Here is a 13,673-nt window from a genome sequence, read left to right as displayed (position 1 = left end):
TATAAAGTATTTTTTAATACTTTTGAAGTAACTTCAGTGATGAAGTTAACATGCCATAGGCAAATATTTACAGGTCAATATTATGAATGCAAGTACAGAAAGCCAGCCAAACGGATCTCTTGATTCGCTAAAATGGATGATCGTTATCCTGCTTTTAGCCGGAGTCGTTTTCGCCAATTATTTTTACGGTGATGAATCCGTTTTATACCGTGCGATAGGTGCCGTTGTCGGTATCGTTATTGCTGGTGTAATCGCCATGCAAACTGTTAAAGGTCACAACGCCGTTGCATTTGCGAAAGAATCACGTACTGAAATTCGTAAAGTTGTTTGGCCAACACGCCAAGAAGCGATACAAACTACAGGTATCGTATTGTTCGCTACTTTTATTATGTCTTTAGTGATGTGGGGACTTGATTCTACGCTATTTTGGGTAGTTGGCTTTATTACAGGTTTGAAGGTGTAATCATGACTGAAGAAATTTTATCTCCTGAAGAGAATGAACAAAACGAAGAAAAAGCAATTAACACAAACCCGAAATTACGTTGGTATGTTGTGCAAGCTTTTTCTGGCTATGAAGGACGCGTGCAAAAAACCTTGGTTGAGCATATCGAGATTCAAGGTTTGCATGAAAAGTTTGGTCAAATTCTTGTGCCTACCGAAGAAGTCGTTGAAATGCGTGCTGGTCAAAAGCGTAAGAGTTCACGTAAGTTTTTCCCTGGCTATGTATTAGTACAAATGGAAATGGATGTTGAAGCTTGGCATTTAGTTAAAAGTGTCCCGCGTGTCTTAGGTTTTATCGGTGGTACCAGTGATCGCCCAGCACCTATTTCACAAAAAGAAGCTGACCGTATTTTACAAAGACTAGAAGATACCGACAAGCCTCGTCCTAAAACATTGTTTGAGCCCGGCGAAGTGGTTCGTGTTATTGATGGTCCATTTGCTGACTTTAACGGCGTTGTTGAAGAATTAGATTACGATAAAAACCGTATTAAAGTATCAGTATTAATCTTTGGTCGTTCAACACCAGTAGATTTAGAGTTCGGACAAGTCGAAAAAGGCTAACCGCTCAATAATAAATAATAATTCGAAAAGGCTAGAGATGTGAATCTCTAGCCTTTTTTGTTATATCAATAACATCCGTTCAACTCCCCCAGAAGCCATATAAATAAGATTTTCATTAAAGTCTTGTGTAAAAGGGCTTTTTTAATATATAATCCGCTGCCTATTTTTTTTAAGTGACTTCGTCGTTTAGGAAAAAGTAAGGATAATCGAACAACGGGGAGCTGATTTAAATTTTAGCGTTAACACCCAAACTAAAGGTATTGAAAAATGGCTAAGAAAGTCCAAGCTCTAATCAAGCTACAAGTTGCTGCTGGTGCAGCAAACCCGTCACCGCCAGTTGGTCCTGCTTTAGGTCAACACGGTGTTAATATCATGGAATTTTGTAAGGCGTTCAACGCAAAAACAGAATCTTTAGAAAAAGGCGCTCCAGTACCAGTAGTTATTACTGTATACAGCGATCGTTCTTTTACATTTGAAACAAAAACACCACCTGCTTCTTACTTATTGAAAAAAGCAGCTGGCATCAAAAGCGGTTCTGGCCGTCCTAACACTGACAAAGTGGGTACTGTTACTACAGCTCAACTTGAAGAAATTGTTAAGACAAAAGAAGCTGACTTAACTGCTGGTTCTATGGAAGCTGCAGTGCGTACCATTGCGGGTTCTGCTCGTTCAATGGGTTTAGTGGTAGAGGACTAATCAATGACTAAATTAACGAAACGCGCTCGTCTAATCCGTGAAAAAGTAGACGTATTAAAAGATTATGATATTGCTGAAGCCATTTCTTTATTAAAAGAACTTGCTACTGCAAACTTCCGTGAAAGTGTAGATGTTGCTGTAAATCTTGGCATCGATGCTCGTAAATCAGACCAAAACGTACGTGGCGCAGCTGTATTACCAAATGGTACTGGCCGTGATGTTCGTGTTGCTGTATTTACACAGGGCGCAAATGCTGAGAAAGCGAAAGAAGCTGGTGCTGACATCGTAGGTATGGAAGATTTAGCTGAATTAGTTAAAAAAGGCGAGATGAACTTTGATGTTGTAATCGCTTCTCCAGACGCTATGCGTGTTGTTGGTCAACTTGGTCAGATTTTAGGCCCACGTGGTTTAATGCCTAACCCTAAAGTTGGTACTGTAACACCAGACGTTGTAACCGCTATTAACAATGCAAAATCGGGCCAGATCCGTTACCGCAATGATAAAAACGGTATCATCCATACTACTATTGGTAAGGCTGATTTCGACGATGCTAAATTACAAGAAAACCTAGAGTTTTTATTGGAAGCTTTAAAGAAAGCTAAACCAGCAAATGCTAAAGGTCAGTACATTAAGAAACTTTCTATCTCAACTACTATGGGCGCCGGTGTATCGGTAAACCAAGCTAGTTTGACAGCAGTTTCTAAGTAAAGTCACATTTTTTGCACTTTACAAGGGTTAAATTATAGACTATAATTTCGCCCTTAAAAATTTTGGTAGGTGTTGTTTTATTCTTTTAATAGTTTAAACAACCCCGTCAAAGACCGTAGGAGTTTATGAGGTAATTATTTACTTTAATAGACTTAATTTTTCCTACGTAGATGGTGATTACCCAGTATTTCCTAATTCTGGTCCTCGCCGTAACGGCCTAGTTTACTTTCTTTAAAAGAATATAAGCTAGGGATAGTAAATACCGGTTTATTTAACCGGTGAACCAGGAGTTAAAGCCAATGGCTATCAATCTTGATGACAAAAAGGCAATTGTTGCTGAAGTTCAAGAAGCTGCTAGTGGCGCTCACTCAGTTGTAATCGCGGATGCCCGTGGTGTTGGAGTGGAAGCAATTACTGCATTGCGTAAGCAAGCACGTGAAAGTGGTGTATGGATGAAAGTTGTCCGTAACACATTAGCACGTCGTGCAGTAAAAGGTACTCAATTTGAATGTGTTTCTGACGTATTCAAAGGACCTTCATTAATTGCTTTTTCATCTGATCACCCAGGTGCTGCTGCACGTTTATTCACAGCCTTCGCTAAAGCTAACGAAGCCTTTGATTTAAAAGCAGCTGCATTTGAAGGTAATTCAGTAGACGTAAATGTGTTAGCTAAGCTACCTACTTACGACGAAGCGATTGCACGTTTAATGAGCGCAATGAAAGAAGCATCTGCAGGCAAATTAGTCCGCACGATTGCTGCAGTACGCGATCAGAAAGAACAAGAAGCCGCTTAATAATTGTTTACCTCTGCTATTACTTAAACATAGGCAGAGCACAATTCGCACTTTTTGTATTTATAGTTATTTCAAACAGCCAAAGGCTGTTTATTAAAAAACAGGAAATTTAAAATGTCTATTTCTAAAGACGATATCCTAAACGCAGTTGCTGACATGTCAGTAATGGACGTTGTTGCTTTAATCGAAGCAATGGAAGAAAAATTTGGCGTATCTGCATCAGCTGCTGTTGCCGCTGCTGGACCAGCTGAAGCTGTTGAAGAGCAAAGCGAATTCAACGTTGTTATGACTAGCTTCGGTGAGAAGAAAGTTGCAGTAATCAAAGCAGTTCGTGGCGCTACAGGTTTAGGCCTTAAAGAAGCTAAAGACTTAGTTGAAGCTCTTGGCGTTGTTAAAGAAGGCGTTGACAAAGCTGAAGCTGAAGCTCTTAAGACTCTTCTTGAAGAAGCTGGCGCTTCTGTTGAGATCAAATAATCTGTTTTTAAACAGATTATTTGCCTGAAAAGGCAATGGCTGGTGACTTTAAAGTCACCGGCCTTTTTGCGCTAAAGAAAGTGGTTTTTTTTAAACCAAAAAGTGCATAATTGGTACTAAATGTATTAAGTACCATTGCAATATCCTGTCTGATACCAATTGGATTAGCTAACACAAAGTATGAAGCTATACTGAAGTTGTCTAGTCCAATTGGTATTTTAAAGGCAGATCGGCCATAACCAGCAAGCTGAGGAACCCCATGGTTTACTCTTACTCCGAAAAGAAACGTATTCGCAAGGACTTTGGTAAAAGCATACAAGTAATGGATTATCCATTCTTGTTATCAATCCAACTCGAATCTTTCCGTAAGTTTATTGATATTGATCCAACAGGTGAAACAGGCCTAGAGGCTGCGTTTCATTCTATTTTCCCAATTAAAGCTTACTCTGGTAGCTCAGAGTTACAATATGTGAGCTACAGACTTGGCGAACCGTTATTTGATGTCAAAGAATGTCAAATCCGCGGTGTAACCTATTCTGCGCCGCTTCGCGTTAAATTACGTTTAGTAGTTTATGATAAAGAAGCGCCAGCAGGCACAGTTAAAGATATCAAAGAACAAGAAGTATACATGGGTGAAATCCCATTAATGACAGACAACGGTACGTTTGTTATTAATGGTACTGAGCGTGTTATTGTTTCGCAATTACATCGTTCTCCAGGTGTGTTTTTCGATCATGATAAAGGTAAAACACACTCATCTGGTAAAGTATTATATAACGCACGCGTTATTCCTTACCGTGGTTCTTGGTTAGATTTTGAGTTTGATCCTAAAGATAATTTATTTGTACGTATTGACCGTCGTCGTAAATTACCGGCGTCAATCATTTTACGTGCCTTAGAATATTCTACTGAAGAAATTCTAGACATGTTCTATGACACCACTGACTTTTCAATCAAAGGCGATAAGTTGATCATGGATTTAATCCCTGAGCGCTTACGCGGTGAAACGGCAACGTTTGACATTTGTTTGAAAAATGGTGATGTATTAGTAGAACAAGGTCGTCGCATTACTGCACGTCATATTCGTTCATTGTCGAAAGAAAATCTTGAAAAGCTAGAAGTCCCAGCTGAGTACATCGTAGGTAAAGTTTTATCTAAAGCTTACATCGATGAGTCTACTGGTGAAGTTATCGCTGAAGCCAATGCTGAAATAACATTAGAGTTATTAGCAGAGCTAAGCCAAGCTGGCCATAAAGTTCTTTCTACCTTATACATGAATGAATTCGATGTTGGTTCATACATGTCTGACACTATTCGTGTTGATGGTACTTCAAACAAGCTAGAAGCTTTAGTTGAAATATACCGCATGATGCGCCCAGGCGAGCCACCAACAAAAGATGCAGCAGAAACGTTATTTACTAACTTGTTTTTTGCTCCAGAACGCTATGATTTATCAACCGTTGGTCGAATGAAGTTCAACCGTCGTGTTGGCAATTCAGACGATGTTGGAAGTGGCATTTTATCTAACGATGACATTATTTCAGTAATGAGAACCTTAATCGCCATTCGTGACGGTAAAGGCGAGACTGATGATATCGATCACTTAGGTAACCGTCGTATTCGCTCTGTTGGCGAAATGGCAGAAAACCAATTCCGTGTTGGTCTAGTACGTGTTGAACGTGCTGTGCGTGAACGTTTAAGTCTTGGTGACTTAGACGCTATCATGCCACAAGACCTCATCAACGCTAAGCCTATCTCTGCGGCTGTGAAAGAATTTTTCGGTTCTTCACAATTGTCACAGTTTATGGATCAAAACAACCCGTTATCAGAAGTGACGCATAAACGTCGTATCTCCGCATTAGGCCCAGGTGGTTTGACGCGTGAACGTGCTGGTTTTGAAGTTCGAGATGTACATCCGACCCATTATGGTCGTGTATGTCCTATCGAAACGCCGGAAGGTCCAAACATTGGTTTGATTAACTCACTGTCGTGTTATGCACGTACTAACGATTACGGTTTCTTAGAAACTCCATATCGTAAAGTAGTTGATGGCTTAGTCACTGATGATATCGATTATTTATCAGCAATTGAAGAAGGTAACTTCGTTATTGCCCAAACTACAGCTCCGGTTGATAGTGAAGGTAAGTTAGTAGACGGCTTAGTACAATGTCGTCACAAAAACGAATTTACATTAATCTCGGCAGAACAAGTCCAATACATGGATGTTTCGCCACAACAGATTATTTCAGTTGCAGCAAGTTTAATCCCGTTCCTTGAGCACGATGATGCTAACAGAGCCCTGATGGGTTCAAACATGCAACGTCAAGCCGTACCAACTCTTATCGTTGATAAGCCGTTAGTCGGTACAGGTATGGAAAAAGTTGTAGCTGTTGATTCAGGTGTAACTGCTGTTGCAAAACGTGGTGGTGTAGTCAGCTATGTTGACGCTTCTCGTATTGTTGTTAAAGTTAATGAAGACGAAATGCATGCTGGTGAAGCCGGTATTGATATTTATAACTTAACTAAATATACGCGTTCAAACCAAAATACATGTATCAACCAACGTCCACAGTGTCGTATGGGTGAACCTGTTACACGTGGTGATGTTTTAGCTGATGGTCCTTCAACGGACATGGGTGAATTAGCCCTAGGTCAAAACATGCGTATAGCGTTTATGCCTTGGAATGGTTACAACTTCGAAGATTCAATGTTGTTATCTGAACGTGTTGCTACAGAAGATCGTTTCACTACTGTTCATATTCAAGAATTAACCTGTATAGCACGAGACACTAAATTAGGTAGTGAAGAAATTACTTCTGATATTCCTAATGTTGGTGAATCAGCTCTATCTAAATTAGATGAAGCGGGTGTTGTTTACATCGGTGCTGAAGTTAATGGTGGCGATATCTTAGTGGGTAAAGTTACTCCTAAAGGTGAAACACAATTAACACCAGAAGAAAAACTATTACGTGCTATTTTCGGTGAAAAAGCAGCTGACGTTAAAGACAGCTCTTTACGTGTACCTAATTCAGTTAAAGGTACTATCATCGACGTTCAAATCTTCACCCGTGACGGTGTAGAAAAAGATAAGCGCGCTGTTGAAATTGAAGAATTACAACTTAAAGAAGTTAAGAAAGATTTAGGCGATGAATTTAGCATCTTAGAAGATGGTATTTATGCTCGTGCTAAAAACCTTCTTTTATCTGCTGGCTTAAACGAATCAGACATTAATAGTATGTCTCGTGCAAATTGGTTAGTTCAAAACTTGTCTGACGAAGGTCAACAATCTGAGCTTGAACAAATTGCTGAGCAATACGACAATATTAAAGCTGATTTCGATAAGAAGTTTGAAATTAAACGTCGTAAGATCACTCAAGGTGCTGATTTAGCTCCAGGTGTTCTTAAAATTATCAAAGTTTACTTAGCGATTAAACGCCACATCCAACCGGGTGATAAAATGGCCGGTCGTCATGGTAACAAAGGTGTTATTTCAAACGTCGTTCCAGTCGAAGATATGCCTTACGATCAATATGGTGTTCCTGTTGATGTGGTACTTAACCCGTTAGGTGTACCATCACGAATGAACATTGGTCAGATCTTAGAAACTCATCTAGGTATGGCGTGTCGTGGTATTGGCGAAAAAATCAACCGTATGTTGGAAGCGCAACAAGAAATTCATAAACTACGTAACTTCATTCAAGAAGTTTACAATGTTGGTGAATCTCGTCAAGTTGTTGACATCGCGAGCTTCTCTGATGATGAAGTGATGCGTTTAGCTAATAACTTGCGTGCCGGTCTTCCTATTGCTACTCCAGCATTTGATGGTGCAGCAGAGAAAGAAATCAAAGAGATGTTTAGACTTGCAGATATGCCTGAAAGCGGTCAGTTTATCTTAACTGACGGTCGTACTGGTCGTGAATTTGAACGTCCTGTAACGGTTGGCTACATGTATATGTTAAAACTTAACCATTTAGTTGATGACAAAATGCATGCACGTTCTACTGGCTCTTACTCATTAGTAACGCAACAACCTCTTGGCGGTAAAGCGCAATTTGGTGGTCAACGTTTCGGTGAGATGGAAGTATGGGCACTAGAAGCATACGGTGCTGCTTATACGCTACAAGAAATGTTAACGGTTAAATCTGATGATGTTAACGGTCGTACTAAGATGTATAAAAACTTAGTAGACGGTGATCACAGAATGGAGCCAGGCATTCCTGAATCATTCAACGTATTGTTGAAAGAAATTCGTTCGTTAGGTATTAACATCGAATTAGATCAGGACTAGCTTCCAAAGCTGCATGCTGACTATCAAATTGATGAGTCAGTACACGGAGAAAGCAGGCAACTGCTTTCTCTTTAAGGTTTAACTCCGACAGGAGAAGAAGTGTGAAAGATTTACTTAAGTTTCTTAAGCAACAAAATCAAACAGAAGAGTTCGATGGTATACGTATCGGACTAGCCTCACCAGATCAGATTCGTTCTTGGTCATTTGGTGAAGTAAAAAAACCTGAAACGATTAACTACCGTACGTTCAAACCAGAACGTGACGGTCTATTTTGTGCGCGTATTTTTGGTCCAGTAAAAGATTACGAATGTCTTTGTGGCAAATACAAGCGTTTAAAGCATCGTGGTGTTATTTGTGAAAAATGTGGCGTTGAAGTTACATTAACAAAAGTTCGTCGTGACCGTATGGGTCATATCGAATTAGCAAGCCCAGTTGCACATATCTGGTTCTTAAAATCATTACCATCGCGTATTGGTTTATTACTTGATATGACACTTCGTGATATCGAACGTGTTCTTTATTTTGAATCTTATGTTGTTACCGAACCTGGTATGACAACATTAGAAAAAAGCCAAATTCTAACTGAAGAAGAATATCTTGATGCTTTAGAAGAGCATGGTGATGAATTTGACGCATTAATGGGTGCTGAGGCTGTTTTAGCTTTACTACAACAAATCGATTTAGAAGGCGAAGTAGCGCAAATGCGTGAAGAGCTTCCTGAAATTGGTAGTGAAACTAAGCGTAAAAAAGTCACTAAGCGTTTAAAATTAATGGAAGCATTCGCCGCTTCAGGTAATAAGCCTGAGTGGATGATTATGAACGTACTACCCATTTTACCACCGGATTTACGTCCGTTAGTACCTTTGGATGGTGGCCGTTTCGCTACGTCTGATTTGAACGATTTATACCGTCGTGTTATTAACCGTAACAACCGTTTAAAACGCCTTCTTGACTTAGTAGCACCAGATATTATTGTACGTAACGAAAAACGTATGTTACAAGAATCTGTTGATGCACTTCTTGATAACGGTCGTCGTGGTCGCGCAATTACCGGTTCTAACAAACGTCCTCTTAAATCTCTTGCCGATATGATTAAAGGTAAGCAAGGTCGTTTCCGTCAGAATCTATTGGGTAAACGTGTTGATTACTCTGGTCGTTCTGTAATTACTGTTGGTCCTACACTGCGTTTACACCAGTGTGGTTTACCGAAAAAAATGGCACTTGAATTATTCAAACCATTTATTTACGGTAAATTAGAAGCTCGTGGTTTAGCGACTACGATTAAAGCGGCTAAAAAATTAGTTGAACGTGAAGGCGCTGAAGTTTGGGATGTACTTGACGAAGTTATTCGTGAACATCCAGTTATGCTTAACCGTGCACCAACACTTCACAGACTAGGTATCCAAGCGTTTGAACCTGTTCTAATTGAAGGTAAAGCAATTCACTTGCATCCTTTAGTTTGTGCGGCATACAATGCCGATTTCGATGGTGACCAAATGGCGGTACACGTACCGTTAACTATCGAAGCACAAATGGAAGCTCGTACCTTAATGATGTCTACCAATAACGTGTTATCACCAGCAAACGGTGAGCCGATTATTGTACCATCACAAGATGTTGTTTTAGGCTTGTACTACTTAACACGTGACCGTGTTAATGGTTTAGGTGAAGGCATGGTTTTTGCTGACACTAAAGAAGCTGAAAAAGCTTACCGCACAGGTGTTGCAGAACTTCACGCCCGTGTAAAAATCCGTATCACTGAATACTTTAAAGACGAAGAAGGTAACTTTACTGTACCTAAAACTACTTTACGTGATACCACGGTAGGTCGCGCCATTATGTGGCAGGTTTGTCCAAAAGGTATGCCTTACGATTTAATCGATCAACCGCTTGGCAAAAAACCAATTTCGAAATTAATTAACCACGCTTACCGTAACTTAGGTTTGAAAGAAACGGTTATTTTTGCTGACCAAATCATGTACACAGGTTTCCATTACGCGATGATCGCGGGTTGTTCTGTTGGTATTGATGATATGGTTATTCCTGCGGCTAAATACACTATTATCGAAGAGTCGGAAGAAGAAGTTGCTGAAATCCAAACTCAATTCGAGCAAGGTTTAGTTACTCAGGGCGAAAAATATAACAAAGTTATTGATATTTGGTCATCCGCCAACGAGAAAATCTCTAAAGCGATGATGGACAACTTATCAAAAGAAACTGTTATTAACCGTGACGGCGTGCCAGAAGAACAAGATTCATTCAACTCTATCTATATGATGGCTGACTCGGGTGCTCGTGGTAGTGCTGCTCAGATCCGTCAGTTAGCGGGTATGCGTGGCTTGATGGCTAAACCAGATGGTTCTATCATCGAAACGCCAATCAAAGCTAACTTCCGTGAAGGTTTGAACGTATCTGAATACTTCATCTCAACTCACGGTGCGCGTAAAGGTCTTGCCGATACTGCACTTAAAACAGCTAACTCGGGTTACTTAACTCGTCGTTTAGTTGATGTTGCACAAGATTTGGTTGTAACTGAACATGATTGTGGTACTTTCGACGGTCTACAAATGACACCACTAATCGAAGGTGGCGATGTTGTTGAGCCATTAAGAGAACGTGTTCTTGGTCGTGTTGTTGCTGAAGATGTTATCAAGCCAGGTACTGACGAAGTTTTATTACCTCGTAACACGCTAATTGACGAAGCTTTATGTGATTTCATTGAAGAAAATTCAATTGATCAAATGAAAGTACGTTCAATTATTACCTGTAAAACCGATTTTGGTATTTGTGCTCATTGTTACGGTCGTGATTTGGCTCGTGGCCATATGATCAACCAAGGTGAAGCTATTGGTGTTGTTGCAGCACAATCAATCGGTGAACCTGGTACACAGCTTACCATGCGTACGTTCCACATCGGTGGTGCCGCATCGCGTGCTTCTGCTGAAAACAACGTACAAGTTAAAAACACAGGTACTTTGAAACTTCAAAATGCTAAGTTTGTAACTAACTCTGAAGATCATCTTGTTATTACCTCACGTTCTTCTGAAATGACGGTAATTGATGAGCTAGGTCGTGAGAAAGAACGTTATAAAGTGCCTTACGGTACTGTGCTTTCTAAGAAAGATGGTGGTTCAATTGTTGCCGGTGAAATCATCGCTAACTGGGACCCGCATACTCACCCTATTATTACGGAAGTAGCAGGTAAAGTTCAGTTCGTTGATCTTTCTGATGGCGTGACTATGGTTCGTCAAACTGATGATCTGACTGGTCTTTCAAGTATTATTGTTACTGACGCAGGTCAACGTAATGCAACGGGTAAAGAAATGCGCCCAGCATTGAAACTTGTTGATGCTAACGGTGAAGAAGTTATGATTGCCGGGACAGAAATCCCAGCACTTTACTACTTACCGGGTAATGCGATTGTTAACCTAGAAGATGGTGCGGATGTAAACATTGGTGATGCACTTGCTCGTATACCACAAGCAAGTTCTAAAACTCGTGATATAACCGGTGGTCTTCCACGTGTTGCTGATTTATTTGAAGCACGTAAGCCTAAACTTCCTGCAATTCTTGCTGAGAAAACAGGTGTTGTTGCTTTCGGTAAAGAAACCAAAGGTAAAGTGCGCTTATTAATCACTCAACCTAGCGGTGAAGTATACGAAGAGATGATCCCTAAAACGCGTCTTTTGAATATCTATGAGGGTGAGCCAGTAATCAAAGGTGAAGTTATTGCCGATGGTCCTGAGTCTCCGCATGATATCTTGCGTTTACGTGGTGTTGCACCTGTTGCTAATTACATTGTTAACGAAGTACAAGAAGTATATCGTTTACAAGGTGTAAAAATTAACGACAAGCACATCGAAGTTATCGTCCGTCAAATGATTCGCAAGTGTGAAATCTTAGACGCGGGTGATAGTGATTTCTTGAAAGGCGAACAAGTAGAAGTAGCGCGTGTTAATATTTCAAACCGCGAGCTTGAATCTGCTGGTAAGCAACCTGCTGAATACGAAATGCAAATGATGGGTATTACTAAAGCATCATTAGCAACTGAATCGTTTATTTCAGCGGCATCTTTCCAAGAAACAACACGTGTACTTACTGAAGCTGCTGTTGCAGGTAAGAAAGATAAGTTACGTGGCTTGAAAGAAAACGTTATCGTTGGTCGTTTGATCCCAGCGGGTACAGGTTATTCGTACCATCAGGAACGTGCTAAACGTAAACTACAAGCAAAAATGCCTGCTGTTGAAGAAGTCGCTGTTTCAGCTGACGATGCAGCACAAGCATTAACTGACGCACTAAATGCTAGTGATTAAGTAAAAAATATAGCGTTAATGGCCTGTGCTACTTGACAGGCCATAGCTTGACCTATAGAATTCCGCGACCCTATATCCTGTACTGTTTATGTATAGCATTTAAGGTCGCGGATTTTCACGTTTATAAGGGTGTAAATTTCTCATTGATTGGAATTTACACAAGTTTAACTAATCGGGAGCTATTTAATGGCAACTATTAACCAATTAGTACGTAAACCACGTGTAAGACAAGTAACTAAAAGTAACGTTCCAGCGTTACAAGCTTGTCCACAACGTCGTGGCGTATGTACTCGTGTGTATACAACTACACCGAAAAAACCTAACTCAGCACTTCGTAAAGTTGCTCGTGTTCGTTTAACTAACGGCTTCGAAGTAACTTCATACATCGGTGGTGAAGGACATAATTTACAAGAGCATAGCGTTATTTTAATACGCGGTGGCCGTGTAAAAGATTTACCGGGTGTGCGTTATCACACCGTTCGTGGCGCGCTTGATTGTTCAGGTGTAAGCGACAGAAGACAAGGCCGTTCTAAATACGGTGCTAAACGACCTAAATCTTAAGTTTTCCTCTCTAACTCCTTATAGATAGGAAGAGAAAAAAACGTTAAGTAAGGCCAAATAAGAAATTTTTAAATTTATATATTTTGGATTAATCCTGAATACTACGGAGAATTAAGATGCCAAGAAGACGCGTCGTAGGGCAACGTAAAATATTGCCAGATCCTAAGTTCCATAACGAACTTTTAGCAAAATTCATCAACATCCTTATGGTTGATGGTAAAAAATCTACTGCAGAAAAAATTGTTTACGGTGCATTAGACATTTTAACTGAAAAAAACAGCGAGAAAACTCACTTAGAGCTTTTCGAAACTGCTTTAGATAATATCCGCCCATCTGTCGAAGTTAAATCTCGTCGTGTTGGTGGTTCTACTTATCAAGTACCAGTTGAAGTTCGTCCAGTTCGTCGTAATGCTCTAGCCATGCGTTGGTTAGTTGAAGCAGCTCGTAAACGTGGTGAAAAATCAATGGCTCAGCGCCTAGCTAACGAAATGTTAGATGCGTCTGACAGCAAAGGTTCAGCGGTTAAGAAACGTGAAGACGTTCACCGTATGGCTGATGCTAACAAAGCGTTCGCTCACTACCGCTGGTAAGCTAGCAGTTTTGAATGGATGTATGATTTACCCTTTGCATATGCTTAGGGTAAATACATGGCTAGCAAGAGTTTCTCTTGCTAGCCATACTAACTTTTACGGACTGATGCTTTGCGCAGTTCAAAAAGTATTAAACAGTAGTATTAAACAAATACTCACCGCTTACGCGAATATTTATTTAATAGTA

The 13,673-nt window shown here is 40.1% G+C and carries 10 protein-coding genes; all 10 read left to right on the top strand.

What is annotated here, in order from left to right; translation table 11 throughout:
- Positions 1–82: 82 nt before the first annotated feature.
- The 10 genes from secE to rpsG all read left to right on the top strand — a co-directional run bounded on the left by secE (position 83) and on the right by rpsG (position 13,486).
- On the top strand, positions 83–463 hold the full coding sequence (gene secE, locus A3Q34_RS09000) for a preprotein translocase subunit SecE (protein WP_070375052.1): 381 nt from the start codon (positions 83–85) through the stop codon (positions 461–463).
- A 2-nt stretch (positions 464–465) separates the two neighbouring features.
- A complete protein-coding gene (gene nusG, locus A3Q34_RS08995; RefSeq protein WP_197517671.1) occupies positions 466–1,062 on the top strand; it encodes a transcription termination/antitermination protein NusG in 597 nt (198 codons plus the stop codon).
- A gap of 267 nt (positions 1,063–1,329) precedes the next feature.
- Complete coding sequence (rplK, locus tag A3Q34_RS08990; RefSeq protein WP_070375051.1) at positions 1,330–1,758, top strand: 50S ribosomal protein L11; 429 nt, start codon at positions 1,330–1,332, stop codon at positions 1,756–1,758.
- A 3-nt stretch (positions 1,759–1,761) separates the two neighbouring features.
- Positions 1,762–2,466: a 50S ribosomal protein L1 gene (rplA, locus tag A3Q34_RS08985; RefSeq protein WP_070375050.1), complete on the top strand. Its 705-nt coding sequence runs from the start codon at positions 1,762–1,764 to the stop codon at positions 2,464–2,466.
- Between the two features lie 299 nt (positions 2,467–2,765).
- Positions 2,766–3,260, top strand: coding sequence for a 50S ribosomal protein L10 (gene rplJ / locus A3Q34_RS08980; protein ID WP_070375049.1), 495 nt, complete (start codon positions 2,766–2,768; stop codon positions 3,258–3,260).
- A gap of 114 nt (positions 3,261–3,374) precedes the next feature.
- Entirely contained in the window at positions 3,375–3,734 is a 360-nt protein-coding gene (gene rplL / locus A3Q34_RS08975) for a 50S ribosomal protein L7/L12 (RefSeq protein ID WP_070375048.1), read from the top strand.
- A 259-nt stretch (positions 3,735–3,993) separates the two neighbouring features.
- Positions 3,994–8,022 (top strand): DNA-directed RNA polymerase subunit beta, encoded by a 4,029-nt coding sequence (gene rpoB, locus A3Q34_RS08970; protein WP_070375047.1) that lies wholly within the window; start codon positions 3,994–3,996, stop codon positions 8,020–8,022.
- A gap of 101 nt (positions 8,023–8,123) precedes the next feature.
- Positions 8,124–12,335: a DNA-directed RNA polymerase subunit beta' gene (gene rpoC, locus A3Q34_RS08965; RefSeq protein ID WP_070375046.1), complete on the top strand. Its 4,212-nt coding sequence runs from the start codon at positions 8,124–8,126 to the stop codon at positions 12,333–12,335.
- A 186-nt stretch (positions 12,336–12,521) separates the two neighbouring features.
- Positions 12,522–12,896 carry a 30S ribosomal protein S12 gene (rpsL, locus tag A3Q34_RS08960; RefSeq protein ID WP_011045492.1) on the top strand — a complete coding sequence of 125 codons (375 nt, stop codon included), beginning with the start codon at positions 12,522–12,524 and terminating at the stop codon, positions 12,894–12,896.
- 116 nt (positions 12,897–13,012) lie between these two features.
- Complete coding sequence (gene rpsG, locus A3Q34_RS08955) at positions 13,013–13,486, top strand: 30S ribosomal protein S7 (RefSeq protein WP_070375045.1); 474 nt, start codon at positions 13,013–13,015, stop codon at positions 13,484–13,486.
- Positions 13,487–13,673: the final 187 nt, after the last annotated feature.

Source organism: Colwellia sp. PAMC 20917 (assembly GCF_001767295.1).
Taxonomy (GTDB): domain Bacteria; phylum Pseudomonadota; class Gammaproteobacteria; order Enterobacterales; family Alteromonadaceae; genus Colwellia_A.
This window is presented reverse-complemented; position numbering and strand designations above follow the sequence as displayed.

Excerpts from the sequence above, each read along its gene's own strand:
- rplK (WP_070375051.1), top strand. The coding sequence starts at position 1,330 with ATGGCTAAGAAAGTCCAAGCTCTAATCAAGCTACAAGTTGCTGCTGGT.
- nusG (WP_197517671.1), top strand. The coding sequence starts at position 466 with ATGACTGAAGAAATTTTATCTCCTGAAGAGAATGAACAAAACGAAGAA.
- rplL (WP_070375048.1), top strand. The coding sequence starts at position 3,375 with ATGTCTATTTCTAAAGACGATATCCTAAACGCAGTTGCTGACATGTCA.
- rpsG (WP_070375045.1), top strand. The coding sequence starts at position 13,013 with ATGCCAAGAAGACGCGTCGTAGGGCAACGTAAAATATTGCCAGATCCT.
- rplJ (WP_070375049.1), top strand. The coding sequence starts at position 2,766 with ATGGCTATCAATCTTGATGACAAAAAGGCAATTGTTGCTGAAGTTCAA.
- rplA (WP_070375050.1), top strand. The coding sequence starts at position 1,762 with ATGACTAAATTAACGAAACGCGCTCGTCTAATCCGTGAAAAAGTAGAC.
- secE (WP_070375052.1), top strand. The coding sequence starts at position 83 with ATGAATGCAAGTACAGAAAGCCAGCCAAACGGATCTCTTGATTCGCTA.
- rpoB (WP_070375047.1), top strand. The coding sequence starts at position 3,994 with ATGGTTTACTCTTACTCCGAAAAGAAACGTATTCGCAAGGACTTTGGT.
- rpsL (WP_011045492.1), top strand. The coding sequence starts at position 12,522 with ATGGCAACTATTAACCAATTAGTACGTAAACCACGTGTAAGACAAGTA.